The sequence below is a fragment of the Rhizobium sp. rho-13.1 genome (genome assembly GCF_007000305.1).
Classification (GTDB): domain Bacteria; phylum Pseudomonadota; class Alphaproteobacteria; order Rhizobiales; family Rhizobiaceae; genus Rhizobium; species Rhizobium rhododendri.
This window is the reverse complement of record NZ_SCFL01000002.1, coordinates 499076-521343: the sequence shown is the minus strand read 5'-3', so window position 1 is coordinate 521343 and position 22268 is coordinate 499076. Positions and strand designations below refer to the sequence as shown.

Below are 22268 nucleotides of genomic sequence, written 5' to 3'. Positions count from 1 at the left end.
GACACTGCTGATGGCATTATCCGATACGTGGCAAAGCCCCATCGCCCCCGGCCTTTCCTGGTACCAGGCGACATCCGGCGAAAGGCCGACCTATCCTGCTCTGGACGGTTCGCGCACGGCCGACGTCGCCATCGTCGGCGGCGGTTATACCGGGCTGCAGGCCGCCTATAATCTTGCCAAGGCAGGCGTCGACGTCGTGCTGATCGAGGCAGAGCGGTTTGGCGATGGCGCTTCGGGGCGTAACGGCGGCCAGCTTGGCACGGGCCAGCGCTGGTGGCCGGAAGAGCTGGAGGAGACGCTCGGCTACGAGCGCTCCAAGGCGCTGTTCGATCTTGCCGAGCGCGCCAAGCACAGCCTTCTCGATTTCGCCAAGGAAAACGGCATAGACATCGACTACATGCCGGGCCAGATGAATGTTGCCCACAAGAAGGGATATCGGCAGGCCTATATCGAGAATGCCGAGATCGCCGCCACGCGCTACGATTATCCGCACATGAAGTTCATGGACCAGGCGGAAACGCAGGAGAGGCTCGGATCGACACGCTATTTCTGTGGCGTACGCGATACAGGCACCGGCCATATCCACCCGTTGAAGCTGCTGATCGGGCTCGCCCGCGTGGCGCAGGCCGCAGGTGCCTCGATCTTCGAGATGACCAAGGCCACCGCCATTCGCCAATCCGGCGGCAAGACGATGATCGATACGCCGTCTGGAACTATAACCGCCAGCCGCGTGCTCATCGCCTGCAACGGCTATATCGGCAACCTGGAACCGGTGACCTCTGGCCACGTCATGCCGCTGCGTTCGTTTATCGGGACCACCGTGCCGCTCGACAAGTTTCCCGGTATCATCCCCGGCGGGGAAGCCGTGGCCGATTCGCGCTTCGTCGTGCGCTATTTCCGCAAGTCGAAGGATGGCCGGTTGCTGTTCGGCGGCCGCGAGGCCTATACGGCCGACAATCCGCGCGACATAAAACAGCATATCGTCCGGCAGATCTCGGAGATCTATCCAGCACTCAAGGACATCGAGATCAGCCATGCGTGGGGCGGATCGGTCGGCATCACGATGACGCGGCAACCTTTCGTTCGCGAGGTCATGCCCGGCGTCACCTCGATCGGCGGCTATTCAGGCCATGGCGTGATGCTGGCAAATTACTGCGGCAAGCTCTATGCCGACATGGTGCTCGGCGGCTCGACCGACCTCGATCTTTTCCGGTCGCTCGACATCCCTGCCTTCCCCGGCGGCGGTTGCTTCCGGGCGCCGCTTCTGTTCCTCGCACTGACGTGGTTTGCGCTGCGCGACAGGTTTTGACCTTTTGACGTTGCGCCGATCACAATTCGTTTTACAAGCAGAGTAGAGATTCCTTGCAACGCACACTGGCCTTTTTAAATCGATTAGATTAAAAAGGCGCCACCCCAGTCTGATTGAGAGATACCTCATGAGCAGCCAAATCATCCCCGTCGATCCCTTTGACTATGTCGTATTCGGTGGCAGTGGCGATCTTGCCGAGCGCAAGCTTTTGCCCGCCCTGTATCATCGGCAGATCGAAGGCCAGTTCACCGAGCCGACCCGCATCATCGGCGCATCCCGCAGCGCACTTTCCGATGAGGAATACCGAAACTTTGCGAAGGCCGCTCTCAAGGAGCATTTGAAGAAGGGCGAGTACAAAGAGGAAGAAGTCGCAAAATTCCTCGCACGCCTTTTCTACATTCCGGTCGATGCCAAGTCCGATGCCGGCTGGGACAAGCTGAAGAAGCTGCTCGACGACGGCAAGGATCGCGTCCGCGCCTTCTACCTGGCCGTTGCGCCGGGCATTTTCGGCGACATCTCGGAAAAGATTCGCGATCACAAGCTGATCACCAAATCGACGCGCATCGTCGTCGAAAAGCCGATCGGCCGCGACCTGGCCTCGGCACTCGAACTGAACGACACGATCGGCAAGGTGTTCAAGGAAGAACAGATCTTCCGCATCGATCACTATCTCGGCAAGGAAACCGTCCAGAACCTGATGGCGCTGCGGTTTGCTAACGCGCTCTATGAGCCGCTGTGGAACGCCAACCACATCGACCACGTGCAGATCACGGTAGCCGAATCGGTCGGCCTCGAAGGTCGTGCCGGCTACTACGATACGGCCGGCGCGCTCCGCGACATGGTGCAGAACCACATCATGCAGCTCGTCTGCCTGGTGGCGATGGAAATTCCGTCGTCGATGGACCAGGAAGCGGTGCGCGACGAAAAACTCAAGGTGCTGCGCGCCCTGAAGCCGATCGACGCCTCCAATGTCGAGCACGCGACCGTGCGCGGACAGTACCGCGCCGGCGCTTCGGCTGGTGGCCCGGTCAAGGGCTACCTTGACGAGCTGGAAGGCGGCGTTTCCAACACCGAGACCTTTGTCGCCATCAAAGCCGAGATCGGCAACTGGCGCTGGGCCGGCGTTCCCTTCTACATCCGCACCGGCAAGCGTCTTGCCGGCCGCATGTCGGAAATCATCATCACCTTCAAATCTTTGCCGCACGTTATCTTCGACGCCGCTGCCGGCCGCGTTCAGCAGAACCAGCTGATCATCCGCCTGCAGCCTGACGAAGGCGTCAAGCAGTCGCTGATGATCAAGGATCCGGGCCCGGGCGGCATGCGCCTGCGCAACGTTTCGCTCGACATGAGCTTTGCCAACGCTTTCCATGTCCGCAGCGCCGATGCCTACGAGCGGCTGCTGATGGACGTCATTCGCAACAACCAGACGCTGTTCATGCGCCGCGACGAAGTCGAAGCCGCATGGAAGTGGGTCGATCCTATCCTCAAGGGATGGGAAACCACAGGACAGCAGGTTCAGGGCTACACATCCGGCACCTGGGGACCAAGCCAATCGATCGCGCTGATCGAGCGCGATGGACGCACCTGGCACGACGAAATCTGAGGCAACTGCGATGACAGCAAACATGCATGCTTTTGAAAGCGGCCCGGCGCTCGCCACCGGTCTGGCGAACAAGGTTGCCGAAACTCTTTCGGCTGCCGTTGCCGCACGGGGCACGGCCAGCATTGCGGTCTCCGGCGGCTCTACGCCGAAGGCCTTTTTCGAAGCGCTGTCATTGCGCGCCATCGACTGGAGCAAGGTGACGATTACGCTGGTCGACGAGCGCTTCGTGCCCGCCGACAATCCACGCTCGAACCATCTGCTGGTCAAGCAGCACCTTCTGAAGAACAATGCGGCGGCAGCCAAATTCCTGCCGCTGTACCAGCCGGCGGCGGATGCCGAAAAATCCGCCGTCATCGCGACGGCCGAGACCAGGGGCATCGACGATCCGTTCGATATTGCCATCCTCGGCATGGGCGGCGATGGCCATACGGCATCGTTCTTTCCCGGCGGCAGCAATCTTGCCAAGGCGCTTGATCCGCAGACACCACGCGGCATCATCACCATGGAAGCCGAAGGCGCTGGCGAACCACGGCTGACCTTCACTTTTGCCAGCCTTCAGGATGCTCGCCTCCTCGTGCTGCATATCGAGGGGCAGAGCAAGAAAGACGTTCTCGCCAAGGCAGAAGCTGCCGGCGAAGAGACCGAGATGCCGATCCGCGCCATCCTGCGCCGGGCCGCCTCGCCGGTCGAAATCTATTGGGCTCCCTGACCGGAGCCCGAAGGCCGCGTCCGCGCCGCCACAAAAACACGGCAACCGATTGAAGACAGGGGTTCCTCATGTCCGCTGACGCACGCATATCCGCGATCACCGCCCGCATCGTCGAACGCTCAAAAGCGTCGCGCGAACGCTATCTCGGTCGTCTGAGAGAGGTAGGCAGCAAAGGCGCTCAGCGCAGCACGCTCGGCTGCGCCAACCTTGCCCATGGTTTCGCCGTCTGTTCCCCCTCCGAGAAGGATGCCCTGGCCGCAGACCAGGTTGCCAATCTCGGGATCATCACCTCCTATAACGACATGTTATCGGCCCATCAGCCCTTCGAGCGCTACCCAGACATCATCCGGGCCGCAGCCACTGAGGCCGGCGGCATTGCGCAGGTCGCAGGCGGCGTTCCCGCCATGTGCGATGGCGTGACGCAGGGACAACCGGGCATGGAACTGTCGCTTTTTTCGCGGGACCTGATCGCCATGTCGGCGGCCGTCGGCCTGTCGCACAACATGTTCGACGCGGCGCTCTATCTCGGCGTCTGCGACAAGATCGTGCCGGGTCTGTTCATTGCCGCCATGAGCTTCGGCCATCTGCCGGCGATCTTCGTTCCCGCCGGGCCTATGACATCAGGTCTTGCGAACGACGAGAAATCACGTGTCCGCCAGCTGTTCGCCGAAGGCAAGGTCGGCAGGGCGGAACTGCTGGAAGCAGAGTCCAAATCCTATCATGGGCCAGGTACCTGCACCTTCTACGGCACGGCCAACTCGAACCAGATGCTGATGGAGATCATGGGCCTGCACATGCCCGGCGCCTCCTTCGTCAATCCCGGCACGCCCCTGCGCGAGGCGCTCACCCGCGAAGCGACGAAGCGGGCGCTGGCGATCACCGCGCTCGGCAACGAATATACACCTGCCGGCGAGATGATCGACGAGCGCTCGATCGTCAACGGCGTCGTCGGCCTGCACGCGACCGGCGGCTCGACCAACCACACCATGCATCTGGTCGCAATGGCACGCGCGGCCGGCATCATGCTGACCTGGCAGGATATATCCGAGCTCTCCGACGCGGTGCCGTTGCTCGCCCGCGTCTATCCGAACGGCCAGGCCGACGTGAACCATTTTCACGCCGCCGGCGGCATGGGATTCCTCATCAAGCAGCTCCTGAAGCACGGCCTCGTCCATGACGACGTCAGGACCGTGTTCGGCCATGGGCTGGAGGCTTACACCGTCGACGCCCTGCTTGGCGAAAACGGCACGGTCACCCGCCAGCCGTCGGCCGAGAAGAGCGCCGATCCCAAGGTGCTTGCCAGCATCGAAATGCCGTTCCAGGGCAATGGCGGGCTGAAGATGCTGCGCGGCAATCTCGGCAAAGCGGTCATCAAGATTTCCGCCGTCAAGCTGGAGCGCCACGTCATCGAAGCGCCGGCAGTCATCTTTCACGACCAGAAGGAGCTGCAGGAAGCCTTCAAGGAAGGCAAGCTCAACCGCGACTTCGTCGCCGTGGTGCGCTTCCAGGGGCCGAAGGCCAACGGCATGCCCGAACTTCACAAGCTGACGCCGGCACTCGGCGTGCTGCAGGATCGCGGCTTCCGGGTGGCACTCCTGACCGACGGGCGCATGTCCGGCGCGTCCGGCAAGATCCCGGCGGCGATCCATGTGACGCCAGAGGCCGTAGACGGCGGCCCGATCGCGCGCATCCAGGAAGGCGACATGATCCGCATCGACGCTATCGCCGGTACGCTCGAACTGATGGTCGATGCCGCTGACCTTGCGGAACGCACACCAGTCATGATCGACTTGTCGGACAACGAATACGGCATGGGCCGCGAATTGTTCGCCCCCTTCCGCCGCGCCGCCGGCCCGGCCGACCAGGGCGCCGGCGTCTTCGCCTGAGGCAAGGCGCGGCTACCCAGCTTCGGCTGGCCGGCCGCGGCTTCGAATTTTGGTGTGACCGCCTGAAGCTTGCGGCGGCACACCCGATCCTTTCGACATAAACTGCCGGACCAGATCACGTTATCCTCGGCCTCCAGCCTTTGGGACGTGCATGCTCAACCGCGTTTTGCCTGCGTTTTCAACAGGCGAGGCCATAGCGGCCTCACAACCATCGCGAACTCTCTCCTGGCAGAGATTCGATGCCTTTCGACGACCGCGATGCGTGAGAAAACCCATGAGGGAACCAAGATAAATTTCACCCTATCGGTTTGAAACGACAGGCCATATTTTACCAGTATCCTGACGGTCAAGGGGCACCTGTGCCGTAAGCATACAACCCCACCACTCTGCATCTAGCCCTCACTCAAAAATATATCGCTGCATAAACAGCAAGATAACCGCATTATGTCAGCAATTTCTGGTAGCATGCCTTTCCTTCAGCGTGTAGAGGTGACGCGAAACCCAGTTTGGCTCTAGCGGAAAAGCGAAAAACCAATGGTCTCAAAGACAACTTTACCGGATACCGCCGAGACGGCTCCACCGACCACAATCTCACCGATGATGTCGAGCCGGATCAAGATTGCCCGGGTCTGCTGCATCCTGGCGGTGATCTACATGCATATCCCGCCCTATTTGATCGACCCTCCGACCACCGCGTTTTCAAGCTCCGGTATCATCTGGATGATACGCGAGATCATCGGCCGATCGAGCGTACCCCTGCTCAGCATCGTTTCCGGCTATCTGCTGGTCATCCTCGCCGGCTCTAAATCCTGGAGCGATCAGGTGGGCCGGAAAATCCTGACCGTCGTCGTGCCCCTCGCCCTGTGGAGCGCGGTGATCATTGCCAAGGATGCGGTGCTGGACGGGCCGGCTACCCTTCCCGATGTCAGCGCCATCCCCCAGCATCTCTTCGGCATTTCGGGCTACCCTCGCAACGGGCCGCTCTATTTCCTGCGCGACGTCTTCGTCTCAGTTCTCTGGACGCCTGTTCTGCTCTATGCGCTTGAAAGAAAGCCGTGGCTATTGTTCGCACTGCTGATTGCCAACAGTATCTTCAATCTCGACGGCGTAATATTCACCAACAGCGCGATCGTCCTGTTCTTTGCGATCGGCCTCGCCTTTGCCAAGGGAATGGCGTCGCCTGATATCATAGATCGTCACAGCCGCATTCTCGCACCCCTGTCGTTCGTGATCCTGCTGGCGATCGGCTGCCTGCCATTCTATGCGAATTACGACTGGATCGGCGACCACGAGCACGACTGGGCGCTTCGCGTGCTGCAACTCGTTGACCGGTTCGCCGGCGCCATCCTCTTCTGGTGGGCTACGAAGGCACTGCTGCGCTTCCCCCGGCTGGTTGCCTTCACGGTCGCATTCGAGCCGGTGATATTCTTTGCCTTTTGCGGTCATACCCTGATCGCCGGTGCCATCTGGATGTGCTTCGAGACCCTCGGATTTCGCATCGGCGGTGCAGCGCACCTGCTGTTCTTCGCGACGGCACCGTTCGTCGGGTTGGCTGCCTCAGTCTGCGCCACCTTCGTGCTGAGCCTCGTCGCACCCGGCTTCCTGGCCCTGCTTCTCGGCGGCAGAAGCCCTTCCCGCCCGCAATTCTGGAATATGCTGACGCTCGGTCGACAGGCCCTGGCACACTTGAACTGATGGCGACATCGCCGACGCGGACAGCGAATTCGGCATGAGCCGCCCATTATCCGTGCCGTTCCGCCGCGCTGCCAGGACAGGTAGATCATAGAACTTGGCTGGCCTACCATCGCCGAGCCGTCCAGCGTCTGCCTGTTGTCCCTCGGCAGACATCGGGCCTATCTTTGCGTAGGGTGATCCCGTTCAATACGAAAGGCGGAGGGGTTCAATGGCCGTCATTGGGATCGACCATATTCAACTGGCAATGCCTGCGGGACAGGAACAAGTCGCCCGGGCGTTTTACAGCGGCGTGCTCGGGTTGCCAGAGTTGGAAAAGCCGCTCCATCTCGCGTCAAGAGGTGGCTGCTGGTTTGGAATGGAGAAACTCAAAATCCATCTCGGTGTCGAGCATGATTTCGTACCCGCGAAGAAGGCCCATCCCGGGCTTCTCGTGGATGACCTCGCAAGTTTATGCCATACCCTGCAGAATGCCGGCTATGAGACCACGTCGGACCAGCCGCTCGAGGGATTTACGCGAGTGTATGTGAACGATCCTTTCGGCAACCGAATAGAATTGATGCAAGTCTCTGCCAAATAGGTCAGCTGCCACACGCCAAAACCGGCAGAACTCTTGGCATCTCCAAACAAGCCGACCGGCCGCAGCGCGTCAATTGACCAAAGCGCGGCAGGCTTTTATACACGGACTTCTGACGGAACCCGGGACGGCTTCGACATTGTCTTTCCAGATCAATGGTGCCGTTCGGAACGTGCATTCGACCACGTAGCGCCGCTGTCTGCATCGGCCATGGAGAAACGACATTATCAAGATCATGGTTTTGCTACACAGCGCCGAAGGCCTGGATTGGCAGTCTCCCCCCAAGGGTACCGGCCTGAAGACATTGAAGGAGGCCGAAGAGCAAGGCTTCATCACGATTCGCGGCGAATTTCAGAAGCGTGAGTTCCGGCTGACCGCGCGCGGCGCCGAATATGTCGAGCGTGACAAGCGTCGCCTGGCAGCGCGCAGGCTCTGAGGCGGGGCTGTCGGAATAGGCATAACTTGTTTGCCAGGTTGGCGATGTCGGAGCGTCATCTCATTTTTGCAAAGTGACCGTAAGTGCATGCCGACCCCACGCGATCATCGGCAGAGCTTTTATGACCCTTACCTTCGTGACGACGAAAGAGCGCCCGGACCTCGTGCACACGACCGGCACCTGGCGATGGGAGGCATTCTTCCAGGGTGGCACAGTTACGCACGAAGAGATGTTGAAGCGCGAAATCGATGGGGCGAGTGTTTCGGAATTGATGCCGACCGTCCTTGTCATGCTCGAAAACGAAGTGCCGGTTGCGATGTCAGCCCTTTGCCTGGATGACCTGGAAGGACGCCCCGAGCTTAATCCATGGCTGGCTGGTGTCTACGTCGACAGGCCGCATAGGGGCCGAGGGCATGGTGCGCGCATGATAGCCGAGCTTGAATCGCTCGCTCGGCGTGAAGGCATCCTGCGTCTGACGCTATACACGTCCCATGCTGCGGGCTTTTACATGAAGTCCGGTTGGGCGACCATCGAGACCTTCGAAAACACCGGCAGGACATACTCGATCATGCAAAAGGGATTGTAGACTCCAACCGCGCCAAGTCTCGACCGCCGGGACATTTTCCGCCAGCACGCCAAACCCGCTCCGCTGCCAGCCTTAACCCCTGATATCCAGCACATGGTTTCGGTGAGCCGGGTGGGTGCTGTAGACGAATATCTTGTTCATTTCCTTTTCGCTCAGCAGCGACAGGAAGCGCACCTCGACGGTGTTGTTGGGGAAAACCTTCATCAGAACGCAGCCGACCTTGTTGATGCGCGCGTCCGGGATATCGAGATAGAATTGCTTCGGCAGGTTATACTGCGTCAGGATCGCCAGAATGGCGCCGCTCATGGAAATCTTGACGATGTCGCAGCGGCGTGAGGCCAGGTGCATCACGCCTTTTTCGGTGTATTCGATCCGTGCCGCATTCATCGTGTCCTGCATCTTGTAGCGACCTTCGCGGTCGTACATGAAGGACTCTTCCTTGTTCAGGAAATGGTTCTGCTGTTTCGGCACGGATGCTGCCATGATCGTGAGCCTTCAAATGTTACGGCGTGCTTCAAGAATAGCAGCCGTTATTTAACACTTTGTTAGATGTGCGAGGCTGACGTCGCGAAAGTTGTAAAATGCCCATCGCCTTATCGCGTCCGGCGATAGGTCTTTCCCTCGCTGTCGAAGAGATGCAGCTTTTCCTTGTCGGCAATGAAGCGCATCTTCTGGCCGCGCTCGACAGGGGCAATACCGGGCAGTTTGGCGACGATCGGCTCGCCGTCGACGAGACCTTCGATGTAGAGCAACGTCACCTCGCCCAAGGCCTCGACGATCGCTACCTCACCCTCGAACAGGTAGTCGTCGCCCTCTGCCAGCCGCAGGTCTTCAGGGCGCACACCGAAACTTGCCGTGCCACCCTTGTCAGATGCATCGGTAGAAATATCGAGCGTTACCGACTTGCCGCCCTTCAGCGTCACCACGGTCGATACGCCTGCCTCGGCGATCGTTGCCGGGATGATGTTCATGGCGGGCGAGCCGATGAATTTGGCAACGAACAGATTGGCCGGACGCTCGTAGAGTTCCAGCGGCGGGCCGACCTGCTCGATGCGGCCGGCCGACAGCACCACGATACGGTCGGCAAGGGTCATCGCCTCCACCTGGTCATGGGTGACATAGATCATCGTCGTATCCGGCATGGAATCGTTCAGCCGGGCGATCTCGATGCGGGTGGCGACGCGCAGCGCAGCGTCGAGGTTCGACAGTGGCTCATCGAACAGGAAGACTTTCGGATTGCGGCAGATGGCGCGGCCGATAGCGACTCGCTGGCGCTGGCCGCCGGAGAGCGCCTTCGGCAGGCGGTCGAGATATTGCGTCAGCTGCAGCTTGTCGGCCGCCGCGCGCACACGGCGGTCGATCTCCTGCTTGCTCTCATGGGCAATGCGCATGCCGAACGCCATGTTGTCGTAAACAGTCATATGCGGATAGAGCGCATAGGACTGGAACACCATGGCGATGCCGCGCCGCGAGGGCGGCACCTGGTTGACGACGCGACCGTCTATGATCATCTCGCCGCCGGTAATGCTTTCCAGACCGGCAATCATCCGCAGCAACGTCGACTTGCCGCAGCCGGACGGCCCGACGAAGACAATGAATTCGCCGTGGGCGATTTCAAGGTCGATGCCGTGCAGCACATTCACCGCGCCGTAGGATTTCCGGATATCCTTCAGAACCAGTCCAGTCATCGCAAGCCCCTCCCGTTCTTGTCTTTAGGCGAGGCGCGCGAAATACGCGCCCCAGGCCGGAATATCGATTTTATTGCCGTAAATTTCGCTGGCGAAACCATGGCCGGCCAGCGCTTCCCACGCACCCTCCGGCAGTTCAGCCGATCCATCCGAGGCGCTCATGTTGAAGACGCAGAGGATCGTCTCGTTGCCGAACGTGCGCGTGTAAAGCATCACGTCATCCTGCGGCGGATAGAAGGAAATCTCGCCGCTGGCGAAGGCCGGGTGCTGTTTGCGGAACGCGAGGAAACGGCGGTAGTGCTCGAGCACCGAGTTTTCATCGCCGCTCTGGACGCTGACGGCGCGCAGGATATGTTCGACAGGCACCGGCAACCATGGCTTTTCCGTCGAGAACCCGCCCTGCACGACCTGGCTGTCCCAGACCATGGGCGTGCGGCAACCGTCGCGGCCCTTGAATTCCGGCCAGAACTGGATGCCGTAGGGATCCTGCAGGTCCTGAAAGGCGATCTCGGCTTCGGTCAGGCCGAGCTCTTCCCCCTGGTACAGGCAGACGGAGCCGCGCAGCGTCATCAGGATCGCCGAATATTGCTTGGCGAAGGCTTCACGGTCGGCCACCAGGCTGCCCCAGCGGCTGACATGGCGCACGACGTCATGGTTGGAAAACGCCCAGCAGGCCCAGCCATCCGGTGCCGCCGCGCCGAAATCCTTCATGACCTCCTCGATTCGAGCCGGCGTCAGGGCGTCTGGCGCCAGGAATTCGAAGGCGTAGCACATGTGCATCTTGTCATCGCCGGAGGTATATTCGCCGACAATCTCCAGGCCACGCTGGCTGTCGCCAACCTCGCCGACGGCTGCAATCGCCGGAAACTCTTCCAGCACAGCGCGGAAGCGCTTGAGGAAGGCGATATTTTCCGGGCGGTTCTTGTCGTAGATGTGCTCCTGGAAGTTATACGGATTGACCGCCGGGGCCGTCGAGGCGTTGCGGCGGGAGGGAGCCAACGCCGGATTGTCGCGCAGCTCGCGGTCGTGAAAATAGAAATTGATGGTGTCGAGGCGGAAGCCGTCGACGCCGCGCTCGAGCCAGAATCGGACGACCTGCAGCAGGCGATCCTGGACCTCCGGATTATGGAGATTGAGATCCGGCTGCGAGGTCAGGAAGTTGTGCATGTAGTATTGCATGCGGGTCGGATCCCAGGCCCAGGCCGAACCGCCGAAGATCGACAGCCAGTTGTTGGGTGGCGTGCCGTCGGGCTTGGCGTCCGACCAGACATACCAGTCGGATTTAGGGTTATCCTGGCTGGAGCGGCTTTCGACGAACCACGGGTGGCGATCGGAGGAGTGGGAGATGACAAGGTCGATCATCACCTTGATGCCGAGCCGATGGGCTTCGGCGATCAGCGAATCGAAATCGGCGAGCGTGCCGAAGATCGGGTCGACGTCCTCGTAGTCAGAGACGTCATAGCCGAAGTCGCGCATCGGCGACATGAAGAAGGGCGACACCCAGATGGCGTCGGCGCCGAGCGAGGCGACGTGCGGCAAGCGGGCGGCGATGCCCTTGAGATCGCCGATGCCGTCGCCGTTGGAGTCCTGGAACGAGCGCGGATAGATCTGGTAGATCACAGCACCGCGCCACCAGTTCTTGTCGGCCGTCGTGATCGATGGAGTAGCAATAGTCATTCCCGGGAGATCCTGTTTGAATGCGAATTGTAGGCGTCAGCCGCCCTTGACAGATCCGGCCAGCAGACCGCGCACCAGGTAGCGCTGCAAACCGAAGAAGACGAGGAGCGGAACTATGATGGTGACGAAGGCCGAGGCCGTCAGGATTTCCCAGTTGCCGCCGCGCGAGCCGAGCAGGGCATTGAGGCTGCCGGTCAGTACCAGCTGGTCCTTGGCGGTGCCGAGGAAGACCATGGCGATCAGAAGGTCGTTCCACACCCAGAGGAACTGGAAGATCGCGAAGGAGGCGAGCGCCGGAAAGGACAGCGGCAGGATGATCTTGACGAAGATGTCGAAATCGCTGGCGCCGTCGACGCGGGCGGATTCGATGATCTCCTTCGGCAGGCCGGCAATGTAGTTGCGCAGCAGATAGATGGCGAGCGGCATGCCGAAGGCCGTATGGGCAAGCCAGATGCCGGGATAGGTTTTCGAGGGCACGCCGAGGAAAGAGCCGATGTCGTTATAGAGCCGCAGCAGAGGGATCAGCGACATCTGCAGCGGCACGACGATCAGCCCGACTACCAGCGCAATCATCAGCGATCGGCCGGGAAACTCCATCCAGGCCAGCGCATACGCGGCGAAGGCGGCGATCAGGATCGGGATGATGGTGGCTGGGATGGTGACGGTCAGCGAATTGATGAAAGACTGGCCGATCCCCTCGCCCGTCACCACCGACTTGAAGTTTTGCAGCGTGAAGGCCGGCGGCGAGGCGACGGAGATATATATGCGCTTGCCGCGCGTGTCGTCGAAGGCGGCGTTCTTGGTGTATTTGTAGCTGCCGTCCGTGTTGATCAGCAAAGTTTCGCCGTTACCGATATCGGCAGGCTCGCCGGCCTTGAAGGCTGAGGGGTCCTGCGCCTTGACGCCGAACGCACTGACCTTGCCGAGCGAACCCGCATTCGAAAAGACCGAGCCTGAGATGACGTAGTTTGTACCGTCCTGCTGCTGCTTGTCTGCAGCGTCGAGCCGTACTGCTGTCGTCTGTGAGGAGCCGTAAAAGGCCGTCCACCAGCCGGAGACGGTAATCTGATCCTTGTCGCGCAATGCGGTGACGAAGATGCCGAGTGTCGGCACCAACCAGACGATGACGATCAAAAGCACCATGGCGTGGAAGAACAGCCGGGCTGGGCCAATGCTGAAGAAGTTCCTGTCGAAGGTCATCTCAGTGCTCTCCCGTTTCCTGGTTGGCGCGCCGGACGTTCCAGATCATGATCGGCATGACGGCGACCATGATGATGAGGGCGATAACGGCGCTACGGCCGCTGTCGCCACCGCCACGGAACATCCAGTTGAACATCAGGTTGGCGAGTACCATCGAGTCCCACTGACCGTTGGTCATGGTGAGAACGATGTCGAAGACTTTCAGCACGAGGATGGTGATCGTCGTCCAGACGACGGCGATCGTTCCCCAGATCTGCGGCACCATGATCTTCCAGAAGATCTGCCAGCCGTTGGCGCCATCGATGACGGCAGCCTCGATGGTCTCCTCCGGGATGCCACGCAGGGCTGCCGACAGGATGACCATCGCAAAGCCGGTCTGGATCCAGATGAGGATGATCATCAGGAAGAAGTTGTTCCAGAAGGGAATGGAGATCCAGACCTCAGGCGTGCCGCCGAACAACTGCACGATGGCGTTCAGCAGGCCGATCTGGGTGTCGTTGCCACCACGATATTCGTAGATGAACTTCCAGATGACGGAGGCGCCGACGAAGGAGATGGCCATCGGCATGAAGACGATGCTTTTCGCGATATTTCCCCACCAGATCCGGTCGGTCATCACTGCGATGACGAGGCCGAAGAAGGTGCAGGCGGCCGGCACGACGGCCAACCAAAGGATGTTGTTGAAAATGGCCTGGTGGAACTCGCGGTCACCGATTGCCCACTGGTAATTGGCGAGCCCGACATATTGCTCGCCGCCCTTGTCGTAGAAGGACAGGATGAACGTGGCAACGACCGGGTAGACGAGATAGACGACCAGCAACAGCAGTGCCGGCCCGATGAACAGCCAGGGGCGGATGATCGAGCGACGCCGCAGATTGCGTGATGCGACGAAAACGTCGTCGCCATCCCGGGCCGGGAATGCGAAATCGAGCAACTTGTTGGAAAACAGGAAATAGGCGGCGCAGGCGGCGACGCCCAGAACCACGGCGCCCAGTGCCGAAGCGATCTGCCAGATCATAAGTCCCTCCCCTTGCGCATTTGATTGCTGCTTGTGGCGGCCGCCATCGTCGTCCTCCCCGACGCTGGCGGCCATCCTGACCGCCGCCGGATACCGGCGGCGGCTTTTCAGATGAGGGTCTTACTTGATGCCGTCCCAGGCTTTCTGGATATCGTCTGCCGAGGCCTGTGCGGACTTGCCGCCGACGAAATCCACCATGCCGGTCCAGAAGGCGCCGGCGCCGATCTTGCCCGGCATCAGGTCCGATCCGTCGAAACGGAAGGCTGTGGCCGAAGTCAGAAGCTCGCCTTCCTTCTTCAGCGTGTAGTTGGCGTAGGCACCGGTGTTGACGGCCTTGTAGGGCGTCAGGAAGCCGGATTGTGCCATCCACACTTCATGGGCGATAGGCGTCTGCAGGAATTCGATGAAAGCACGGGCGGCCTTCGAATCCTTGGTGATCGCAGCCAGAGTACCGGCGCCGAGAACCGGCTTGCCGAGCTCAGGATGCGAGGCATAGGGCGGGAAGTAGAAGAAGTCGGCGTCCTGCCCGAGCTTCGTTCCCTCAGGGAAGAAAGACGGGATGAACGAAGCCTGCTTGTGCAGATAGCACTTCGGCGGCACCGAAAAGAGGCCTTTCGGGCTGTCGCGGAAATCGGTCGAGGCAACGGCTGCAACGCCACCGTCGACATATTTCGCGTTCTTGGCGAACTTGCCGAATTCCTCGATAGCCCCCACGACCTTCGGATCGTTGAACTTCAGCTCGTTGGTGGTCCACTTGTCGTAGTCGGTCGGAGACTGCGTGCGCAGCATCAGATCCTCGATCCAGTCGGTTGCCGGCCAGCCGGTCGCGCCGCCCGATCCGAGCCCGATGCACCACGGCACGCCGCCGTCCTTGACGATCTGGTCGGAGAGCTTGATCAGATCTTCCATCGTCTTCGGCACGTTATAGCCGGCTTCCTCGAAGTTTTCCGGCACGTACCAGACGAGCGACTTCAGGTCGGCCTTGTAGGGGAAGGCGTAGAAGGCATCCTTGCCGTCCTTACCCTTGTAGGTGCCGTAGCTGACCCAGCTGTCGCCGGCGCCGTAGTTGGTCTTCACCCAGTTGGCCTGGTCGTCGCCGAGCGGCGTCAGGTAGCCCTTGCTGGCGAGATTGGCGAGCAGGCCCGGCTGCGGCAGGATCGCGACATTCGGCGGCGAACCGGCCTGGGTGTCGATGACGATCTGCTGCTCGTAGTTTTCCGACGACGAGTATTTCGCGTCAATGCCGGTAGCTTCGGTAAAATAGGCGAGAACGCTGGCGAACAGCTTTTCGTCTTCGCCACGCCACGGTCCAAAGATCGTGAGCGTCTGGCCCTTCAGATCGGCGTGGGCCGTCTTGAAGGTGTCGTAGCTCTTCCAGTTGAACTTGGAGTCTTCATTCGGCTTAAACTTCAGGTCGGCGGCCGATACGGAGCCGGCCATCACTGCGGCCAAAGCAATGCTCATCAGAAATGATGTCTTCATGTGATTTTCCCTCCCGTCACAATATCCAAAAGCATCTCCCACAAAACAGCGAGTGACACGCTATCCTCAAAGCGCTTTGGCTTGCGAATTCATTCTACTGCGGCTCTCTTGAGTCAAGCGATTTTACGAAACGACGACTGCAGATGCGAAATCTCGCATTGCAACATCGAATAAACGAAATATGACGCGATTTTTCTTGAGTCAAGGATGGCAAAGACATCATAATTGAAAGCGCTTTGGGAGGCGTTTGGGCGGAGCTGCCGGGTTTGGGTGGCCCTTTGTCCACTGTATGGAATGCGCGTGGGGAGGTCATCGGTGTGAACCTGAAACAGCTGTCGCAAATGCTCGGCCTGTCCCAGACGACTGTCAGCCGCGCCCTTAACGGATACCCGGAAGTCAGCCGCGAGACACGCGAAAGGGTGCTGGCCGCTGTCCGCGACACCGGCTATCGACCGAACACGGCGGCGCAACGGCTAGCCACGGGCAAGGCGGGCTCGATCGGGCTCGTCATGCCGACAGCGCCCGGACATCCGTCCGACGTGCATTTCGGAGAATTTCTCACGGGGCTTGGCGAGGAGGCGCTGCGGCACGATTTTCACCTCGTCATCATGCCGGCGCATCCGGAGGATGAAGTGGCGGCCCTGCGGCGCCTGGCGGTCAGTGGCAACGTCGATGCGCTGTTCGTCGCCTATATGCGGGCCGATGATCCGCGCGTCGTCATGCTGAAATCGCTGTCGATTCCTTTCGTTGTACACGGGCGCTCGTTCGGCAGCGAGCCTGACTACCCGTTCGTCGACATCGACAACGAGGCCGCCTTTTACGATGCGGCACGGCTGCTGCTGCAACTCGGGCATCGGAGGTTCGCGCTGATGAACGGGCCGGCCCATCTCGACTTCGCCATGCGCCGTCAAAACGGCGTGGTCGCGGCGCTCGCCGAACGCGGCCTGATGCTTGACGAGACCTCTGTCAGCAACACGCCGATGACCGACGAACAGGGCTTTGTGGCAATGGAGCGTTTCCTGCAGATGACGGAAAGACCGACAGCCATCCTCTGTTCCAGCACCGTTTTGGCGCTGGGTGCGATCCGCGCTGTCAATCAGGCCGGCCTCCGGCTCGGCGAGGATATCTCGCTGATTGCCCATGACGACGTGCTGGCGCTCTTGAAGCCGGAGAATTTCTCGGTGCCGCTGACGACCACCCGTTCATCGCTGCGGGCAGCCGGCGTCCGCGTCGCGGAGCGGTTGATCGGCGGGATCAAGAACCAGGGCCCCTACCCTGAACACGAACTCTGGAAGGCCGAACTTATCGTGCGCGCATCCACGGGGGCCGCACCAGCCTCCTGACGTTGCTTTAGAATGTCGGCGCGGTCCGGCCGGCGCCGCGATAGGCGGCAATCACCGTATTTGCCATCAGCATGGCGATCGTCATCGGGCCGACACCGCCGGGAACGGGTGTGATGACATCAGCGACATCGGCGCATTCGGCAAAGGCGACATCGCCGACCAATCGGGTCTTGCCCTCGCCGCGCTCCGGTGCGGCAATGCGGTTGATGCCGACATCGATCACCGTCGCGCCCGGCTTCACCCAATCGGCCTTGACCATCTCGGGCCGGCCGACGGCCGCTACAAGGATATCGGCGCGGGCGCAGACGGTGGCCAGATCCTTCGTGCGCGAATGAGCGATGGTCACCGTCGCATTGGAATTGAGCAGGAGCTGGGCCATTGGCTTTCCGAACAGATTGGAGCGACCGATGACCACGGCATTGAGACCCGACAGATCGTCACCGTGGGTCTGGCGGACGAAGAGCATGGCGCCGGCTGGCGTGCAAGAGATCAGTCCTGTCGCGAGATCGCCGGTAGCGAGCTTGCCAGCATTGACGACATGCAGGCCGTCGACATCTTTTTCAGGCAGGATAGACTGGATGATCGCGTCCGAATCCAGGTGCTTCGGCAAGGGCAGCTGCACCAGGATGCCGTCGATGGCCGGATCTGCATTGAGAGTTGAAACCAGGGTTGCGAGTTCGTCCTGGCTCGTCTCCAGAGGCAAGGTATGCTGGATTGAATTGAAGCCGCATTCCTTGGCCATGCGGCTCTTGGCGGCGACGTAGGTGTGGCTGGCGGCGTCGTCACCGACGATCACGACCGCAAGGCCGGTTTTTTTGCCGGTTTCCGTTGCCAATACGGATGCAGCCGCCTTCACGGCCTCGATGACCGATGCCGCCACCTGCTTGCCGTCGATTACTGTCGCCACGCGTATTCTCCCGGATATCGATGCCGCGGCAATCTAGCCCTGCCCTGCAGCGGGGATTTGCCTGTCTACGCCCTATGATGTCAAAACACGATATTTGCAAGACGGCGGGAAGACTTGTTCAGCGGCCAGCGGCCTGGCGCCGCGAAGCGTAGTTGGCGACCCTTTCGCGCAGCAAGGCCACATCATCGATGATTGCGGCCAGTGCTGTTTCAGGCTCTGTGCGCCCGGCAACCGGTTCCAGGCGGTCGTTGGCAACAGCGACACTGGCGTCAAAACGTTTCTGCGGCTGATCCAGCGGCACCCGAACCGGCGCCTGATCCTGAGGAAAATCCACCAGTAGATCGACCTTATCGAAATCGACGGCGTGATGGTCGTCCGACGGGCGTCGGAACGATCTCCGGACCAGCAGACGGGCGGCCACGAGCGCCAGCGCGATGGCAAGACCGCCGAGCGCGCTGCGAAGGCTCCGCCATGTCATATCGTCATCGATGGGTGTTGCTGCAGGCACGGCAGGTGTGGTCAGCGCCAGCGGAACCTCGGAGGGCTTCGATTGCGGGGCTGTTTCTTCAGATGCCGTGAGTGCCGCATCATAGGCCTGCCGGGCGGTCTCGACATTCTCCTGCAACCGGCGGAATGCCTCGAGATCGACATCGACCTTCTGGCCATCGAGTTCGGCGAGGCGATCCTTCAACTGTTTCACCTCAGTCGTGGTCGTCTTGACTTCGGCGTCGCTGGCAACCACCAGTTTGCGGATCTCGGCAAGGATCGACGCCCCCAGGGTATCGATGCTCGACTGAGCCGCGATCAGGCGCGGATGGCGCGGGCCGAGCTGCGTCGACAACTGACTGAGCGTGCTCCTCGCCGCTGCATAGCGATTGCGCAGGTCTTCGAGCGCTGCAGGCGAGCCGAGGTCTGGGGAGATCGCACCATCGAGCACGTCGGCCATCCTGACAGATTTGGCCGCTGTCAGGCGGATGGAAGCTGCCTGGACTGCAGCGTTTGCCGTGGCAAGCCGGTTGCCGAGAGCCTCGCGGCTGGCCATCAGATCGGTCGCGGCGGCTATCTTCTCGTCACCGGCAGCCGCTTTGAAATTCGCAAGGGCGGAGGTCGCGTCGTCGAAACGCTTGCGGTCGCTTTCGAGCGCAAGCTCAGCCGCGCCGGGCACTGAAGCCAAAGGATTGGTCGCGGCGTCGCGGACGGCGATGTCGGCAAGAAGGTTGGCGATGCGGGCAGACTTTGCCGGATCTTCCGACCGCGCCACAAGCGCAATGGCGCCAGATTGCAGATCGGGAGCGATGGTCAGTCTTTGCTTGAGGGCAAGCTGGGCGCGTGAAAAACTGTCGGCTGCAGCACCGCTGTCGGTGAAGAGGTCCCTGATGACGCTATAGGCCGTCGCCTTTCCGCCGCTGAACTCCGCATCGTGATCCAGTTTCAGGCGCGTCACGACCTGGGCCAGCGCATGCTGCGAGGTGATCCGCTGGAGGGTCGCGTCCATGAAGCCGGGCGTGGTGCGGGCAGCGCCCAGAAACTGCAGGCGGGATTGGGCGGCGTAGTGTGGCGGGGTCGCAAGCATCGTCGGCACGAGAGCACTTCCGGCCGTGACCGCGAGGATGAAGGCTGCAGATCCCCAGGAAATGGCTGCGCGTTTTTGCGGCTCGGAGAGCGACGGAGAGTACTCGGTCGGGGGCTGCAAATCGGCGTCGAAATACGCGGCATCCACCGCTGATGATTCGGCCGACGCAGGCTGAACGGGCGCTGGCTCGTCTATCGCCATGGATTGAGCCGGTTCGTCCATCTCCGGAGCAGCCGGTCGGCTGTCATCGGTGCGCAGGATTTCCCGAATCCGCAGGGCAAGCGGCACTGTCGCTTCCGGCGCAGTGCGGGCACCAGGAGCGGAAACGGGAAAAGGTTCGCCAGCCAGGGACCGCTGCAGGAAATCCAGCAATTCGGCCTGGCTCAGCCCGGATTGGCGGCGGTCGGGAGTAGTGTCGATCCGGTCGTTGTCGGACTGGAACACTCTGTTATTAAAATCGCTCTGTACCATGACGGCCGATCTCGCGCACAGGACCGTCGATCAATCGGCGGCAACTTCGGATGATTAACCGATTGTAAATTTTGATAGGAAAGAAAAGGTTAACAGTCGGCCGCGGCAAGCGACTTTCCACGATTAGCGCGCTGTTTTAGTGCGTTTTCTCAGCCTTCACCGCGTCGCCGCCGGGCGGGGCTTCCGGTGGGACAATCGGTACCGTCTTCATGTTTTTCTTGACAGGCGCGCCCTCGTTGGCGCGCACCTCGTCCTTGGAGAGATAGTCGAGCTGCTCGATCACCACGCTGTCGACATACTCGCCGCCCAGATGGCCGTTCAGGTTCTTCTTGATCTCGTCGCGAAAGGCTTCGACATTGAACGCCTTCGGCTTTGACATATCGATCATCTTGTTGCCGACCAGCAGCGTAAACAAAGCATCCGTCGTCAGGGCCGGCAAAGGTGTTTCGAGATCCTTCGCCTTGTCCTTGTCCATCATGTAGGAAATCTTGGTGATGAAATAGCCGCTGACGCCTGTGTCGCCAATGATCGGGACATTGATCGACTCGCCCTTGACGAATTCCTTGGCAGAAGGCTTGGCATCCGGGCTTGCGGCCGGGGCTGTCGCCATCTGGATGGAAAAGTAGACCGCCACCAAGGTGACGACGCACACCCAAAGGCCTGTGGCGACGAGCTTGATCATCCTGCCTGACGCACCGCGAACTGTTCCTGGGAATAGGTGCCGTCTGCATCGGCATCCTGCACGGCATTCTTCAGAATTTCAGCCACAGCGCGCACGGCTTCCAGATGGGCTTCGACGCGACGCGCGTTAAGCACCAGCTTCTTCTTCAGGCCGTGCAGCTGCTCGATGTGGGCAGCTGCCATTTCAGCGGGGTCGGTATCGCGAAACAGCATCGACAGTTCATAAAGGCAACGGCTCTTGTGGGCGTTGGAGACTTTGAGATCGAATTCCGCGTCCTTGCCGATGCGGTTGTTCTCGTTGTCGATGATCAGTTCCAGCCGGCCCAGGACAGACTTGATCCGGTAGTCGTTCGAAATAATTTCCATAGCCTTGCCCCACTTACACTTTCTGCGACGTCAGGGAATCCTGATTGGTCACGGTCGTACCGGTATTGTCGTTTTCTGCCGACGGCGTTCCGAACGTCTTGCGCTCGAAGTCGTCGATCATGCTGAGTGCCTGCCGCTTGTCGTTGTCGCTCGTCTCGACGTGGTCGGCGCCGGTTCCCCGGGTCTTGGAAAGCTGCTCGTGGTACATCTTCGCTGCGATGCCGACGCCGCCATCCTTGGCCATGGTGTTACCGAGCTGTTCGGCCATCATGCCCTTCCACATTTCACCGGCAGTACCCTTGCCGTAGAGCGTGTCGCTGTTTGGCAGGATGTTCTTGACGAAATTCTGGAGGACCATGGCCTCGAACTTCTGATAGGCGGCAGGCACCTTGCCCGTCGTCGATCGTTCGTTGGCATTGGCGAGACCCGCCTGCGTGCCGGCCTTGTTCAGAACGTCGACCGTCGACGCAAAGCCGTTTCCGGCTTCTGCAAGGCTGGTGGCGGCAAAGGCTGCGCGGTTGGCCTGAAGCTTGGCCTGCGCTGCCTGCAGGTCTGTCGGGTCGGCTGCTCTTACAACATCCAGGACCAAATCACTGGGGGGCGAAATAGCCACGTCACGTTCCTTTCGTATGAACTCGTGACGACTATGGTTTTTGAACCTTGCTGGAGGCTGGTGCGACGGCGGCAAATCGCTGATCGATGATATCGTAGACCGCATTGTCGTCGGATTCGCGTAATTCTGCGGCGCGGGCATCCATCATATGCTCCTCGAGCCGGTCCGCCTTGGTCCGCTCCTTCAGCACATTCATCTCGATAAGCGCCTGCATACCCTCAAGCTGCTGGTCGCGCAGTGTCAGGCGACCCAACCGCCAGGCATATTGCTGGGCAAAGGCCATATGCACTACATCGATCGAGCCGATGGCATCCACCACCTGGTCGATGGAGTGCCCGACCTCGGCGCGCACGCGCATGGCCTCCGCCAGCTCCTGCTCGGCCATCTGCTCCAGATGGCGCTGAACGGCCACGAGACGCTTCAGTTTCTTGGATCGGCTCTGTTCCGCCAT

The 22268-nt window shown here is 60.6% G+C and carries 21 protein-coding genes; 9 read left to right on the top strand and 12 right to left on the bottom strand.

All coding sequences use genetic code 11. From position 1 onward, the window contains the following. Positions 1-10 precede the first annotated feature (10 nt). The 8 genes from EQW76_RS08975 to EQW76_RS08940 all read left to right on the top strand — a co-directional run bounded on the left by EQW76_RS08975 (position 11) and on the right by EQW76_RS08940 (position 8798). A complete protein-coding gene (locus tag EQW76_RS08975) occupies positions 11-1309 on the top strand; it encodes an FAD-binding oxidoreductase (protein WP_142824044.1) in 1299 nt (432 codons plus the stop codon). 127 nt (positions 1310-1436) lie between these two features. Further along, positions 1437-2912: a glucose-6-phosphate dehydrogenase gene (gene zwf, locus EQW76_RS08970; RefSeq protein WP_142824043.1), complete on the top strand. Its 1476-nt coding sequence runs from the start codon at positions 1437-1439 to the stop codon at positions 2910-2912. A 10-nt stretch (positions 2913-2922) separates the two neighbouring features. Then, positions 2923-3621, top strand: a complete 699-nt coding sequence (gene pgl, locus EQW76_RS08965; protein ID WP_142824042.1) for a 6-phosphogluconolactonase — start codon at positions 2923-2925, stop codon at positions 3619-3621. A gap of 68 nt (positions 3622-3689) precedes the next feature. Then, positions 3690-5507: a phosphogluconate dehydratase gene (gene edd / locus EQW76_RS08960; RefSeq protein WP_142824041.1), complete on the top strand. Its 1818-nt coding sequence runs from the start codon at positions 3690-3692 to the stop codon at positions 5505-5507. Positions 5508-6041: 534 nt separating this feature from the next. Continuing rightward, a complete protein-coding gene (locus tag EQW76_RS08955; RefSeq protein ID WP_142824040.1) occupies positions 6042-7202 on the top strand; it encodes an acyltransferase in 1161 nt (386 codons plus the stop codon). 208 nt (positions 7203-7410) lie between these two features. Next, on the top strand, positions 7411-7779 hold the full coding sequence (locus EQW76_RS08950) for a VOC family protein (RefSeq protein WP_142824039.1): 369 nt from the start codon (positions 7411-7413) through the stop codon (positions 7777-7779). Positions 7780-8011: 232 nt separating this feature from the next. After that, on the top strand, positions 8012-8212 hold the full coding sequence (locus EQW76_RS08945; RefSeq protein ID WP_111217881.1) for a hypothetical protein: 201 nt from the start codon (positions 8012-8014) through the stop codon (positions 8210-8212). Positions 8213-8333: 121 nt separating this feature from the next. Further along, complete coding sequence (locus tag EQW76_RS08940; protein ID WP_142824038.1) at positions 8334-8798, top strand: GNAT family N-acetyltransferase; 465 nt, start codon at positions 8334-8336, stop codon at positions 8796-8798. A gap of 72 nt (positions 8799-8870) precedes the next feature. On the opposite strand, the gene EQW76_RS08935 is transcribed toward EQW76_RS08940, so the two are convergent. From EQW76_RS08935 to EQW76_RS08910, 6 genes are all read right to left on the bottom strand, one after another. Continuing rightward, positions 8871-9281 carry a hypothetical protein gene (locus EQW76_RS08935; RefSeq protein ID WP_202617128.1) on the bottom strand — a complete coding sequence of 137 codons (411 nt, stop codon included), beginning with the start codon at positions 9279-9281 and terminating at the stop codon, positions 8871-8873. Positions 9282-9391: 110 nt separating this feature from the next. Continuing rightward, positions 9392-10486 carry a sn-glycerol-3-phosphate ABC transporter ATP-binding protein UgpC gene (gene ugpC, locus EQW76_RS08930; RefSeq protein WP_142824037.1) on the bottom strand — a complete coding sequence of 365 codons (1095 nt, stop codon included), beginning with the start codon at positions 10484-10486 and terminating at the stop codon, positions 9392-9394. Between the two features lie 24 nt (positions 10487-10510). After that, positions 10511-12163: an alpha-glucosidase gene (locus tag EQW76_RS08925; protein WP_142824036.1), complete on the bottom strand. Its 1653-nt coding sequence runs from the start codon at positions 12161-12163 to the stop codon at positions 10511-10513. Positions 12164-12199: 36 nt separating this feature from the next. Beyond that, positions 12200-13363, bottom strand: a complete 1164-nt coding sequence (locus EQW76_RS08920; protein ID WP_142824035.1) for a carbohydrate ABC transporter permease — start codon at positions 13361-13363, stop codon at positions 12200-12202. A 1-nt stretch (position 13364) separates the two neighbouring features. After that, positions 13365-14381, bottom strand: coding sequence for a sugar ABC transporter permease (locus EQW76_RS08915; RefSeq protein ID WP_142824452.1), 1017 nt, complete (start codon positions 14379-14381; stop codon positions 13365-13367). 120 nt (positions 14382-14501) lie between these two features. Further along, complete coding sequence (locus tag EQW76_RS08910; RefSeq protein ID WP_142824034.1) at positions 14502-15863, bottom strand: ABC transporter substrate-binding protein; 1362 nt, start codon at positions 15861-15863, stop codon at positions 14502-14504. A 317-nt stretch (positions 15864-16180) separates the two neighbouring features. On the opposite strand from EQW76_RS08910, the gene EQW76_RS08905 reads away from it, so the two are divergent. Then, positions 16181-17206 carry a substrate-binding domain-containing protein gene (locus EQW76_RS08905; protein WP_142824033.1) on the top strand — a complete coding sequence of 342 codons (1026 nt, stop codon included), beginning with the start codon at positions 16181-16183 and terminating at the stop codon, positions 17204-17206. A gap of 7 nt (positions 17207-17213) precedes the next feature. Here the strand turns inward: EQW76_RS08905 and folD are convergent, their stop codons facing one another. From folD to EQW76_RS08875, 6 genes are all read right to left on the bottom strand, one after another. Next, on the bottom strand, positions 17214-18113 hold the full coding sequence (gene folD / locus EQW76_RS08900) for a bifunctional methylenetetrahydrofolate dehydrogenase/methenyltetrahydrofolate cyclohydrolase FolD (RefSeq protein ID WP_142824032.1): 900 nt from the start codon (positions 18111-18113) through the stop codon (positions 17214-17216). Positions 18114-18231: 118 nt separating this feature from the next. Then, positions 18232-20157, bottom strand: coding sequence for a hypothetical protein (locus tag EQW76_RS08895; protein WP_142824031.1), 1926 nt, complete (start codon positions 20155-20157; stop codon positions 18232-18234). Between the two features lie 136 nt (positions 20158-20293). Beyond that, the gene (locus EQW76_RS08890; protein ID WP_142824030.1) at positions 20294-20839 is read right to left on the bottom strand and encodes a flagellar basal body-associated FliL family protein; all 546 of its coding nucleotides are present in this window, start codon (positions 20837-20839) and stop codon (positions 20294-20296) included. Continuing rightward, complete coding sequence (locus EQW76_RS08885; protein WP_111217407.1) at positions 20836-21204, bottom strand: hypothetical protein; 369 nt, start codon at positions 21202-21204, stop codon at positions 20836-20838. Before EQW76_RS08885 ends, EQW76_RS08890 begins: the two co-directional genes overlap by 4 nt. Positions 21205-21217: 13 nt before the next feature. Beyond that, a complete protein-coding gene (locus tag EQW76_RS08880) occupies positions 21218-21817 on the bottom strand; it encodes a rod-binding protein (RefSeq protein WP_111217405.1) in 600 nt (199 codons plus the stop codon). Between the two features lie 31 nt (positions 21818-21848). Then, entirely contained in the window at positions 21849-22268 is a 420-nt protein-coding gene (locus EQW76_RS08875; protein WP_142824029.1) for a hypothetical protein, read from the bottom strand.

Excerpts from the sequence above, each read along its gene's own strand:
- ugpC (WP_142824037.1), bottom strand. The coding sequence starts at position 10,486 with ATGACTGGACTGGTTCTGAAGGATATCCGGAAATCCTACGGCGCGGTG.
- EQW76_RS08890 (WP_142824030.1), bottom strand. The coding sequence starts at position 20,839 with ATGATCAAGCTCGTCGCCACAGGCCTTTGGGTGTGCGTCGTCACCTTG.
- EQW76_RS08955 (WP_142824040.1), top strand. The coding sequence starts at position 6,042 with ATGGTCTCAAAGACAACTTTACCGGATACCGCCGAGACGGCTCCACCG.
- EQW76_RS08885 (WP_111217407.1), bottom strand. The coding sequence starts at position 21,204 with ATGGAAATTATTTCGAACGACTACCGGATCAAGTCTGTCCTGGGCCGG.
- EQW76_RS08935 (WP_202617128.1), bottom strand. The coding sequence starts at position 9,281 with ATGGCAGCATCCGTGCCGAAACAGCAGAACCATTTCCTGAACAAGGAA.
- EQW76_RS08910 (WP_142824034.1), bottom strand. The coding sequence starts at position 15,863 with ATGAAGACATCATTTCTGATGAGCATTGCTTTGGCCGCAGTGATGGCC.
- EQW76_RS08940 (WP_142824038.1), top strand. The coding sequence starts at position 8,334 with ATGACCCTTACCTTCGTGACGACGAAAGAGCGCCCGGACCTCGTGCAC.
- EQW76_RS08920 (WP_142824035.1), bottom strand. The coding sequence starts at position 13,363 with ATGACCTTCGACAGGAACTTCTTCAGCATTGGCCCAGCCCGGCTGTTC.
- EQW76_RS08915 (WP_142824452.1), bottom strand. The coding sequence starts at position 14,381 with ATGATCTGGCAGATCGCTTCGGCACTGGGCGCCGTGGTTCTGGGCGTC.
- EQW76_RS08950 (WP_142824039.1), top strand. The coding sequence starts at position 7,411 with ATGGCCGTCATTGGGATCGACCATATTCAACTGGCAATGCCTGCGGGA.
- EQW76_RS08945 (WP_111217881.1), top strand. The coding sequence starts at position 8,012 with ATGGTTTTGCTACACAGCGCCGAAGGCCTGGATTGGCAGTCTCCCCCC.
- EQW76_RS08875 (WP_142824029.1), bottom strand. The coding sequence starts at position 22,268 with ATGGCGGAACAGAGCCGATCCAAGAAACTGAAGCGTCTCGTGGCCGTT.
- EQW76_RS08925 (WP_142824036.1), bottom strand. The coding sequence starts at position 12,163 with ATGACTATTGCTACTCCATCGATCACGACGGCCGACAAGAACTGGTGG.
- pgl (WP_142824042.1), top strand. The coding sequence starts at position 2,923 with ATGACAGCAAACATGCATGCTTTTGAAAGCGGCCCGGCGCTCGCCACC.
- zwf (WP_142824043.1), top strand. The coding sequence starts at position 1,437 with ATGAGCAGCCAAATCATCCCCGTCGATCCCTTTGACTATGTCGTATTC.
- edd (WP_142824041.1), top strand. The coding sequence starts at position 3,690 with ATGTCCGCTGACGCACGCATATCCGCGATCACCGCCCGCATCGTCGAA.
- EQW76_RS08895 (WP_142824031.1), bottom strand. The coding sequence starts at position 20,157 with ATGGTACAGAGCGATTTTAATAACAGAGTGTTCCAGTCCGACAACGAC.
- EQW76_RS08975 (WP_142824044.1), top strand. The coding sequence starts at position 11 with ATGGCATTATCCGATACGTGGCAAAGCCCCATCGCCCCCGGCCTTTCC.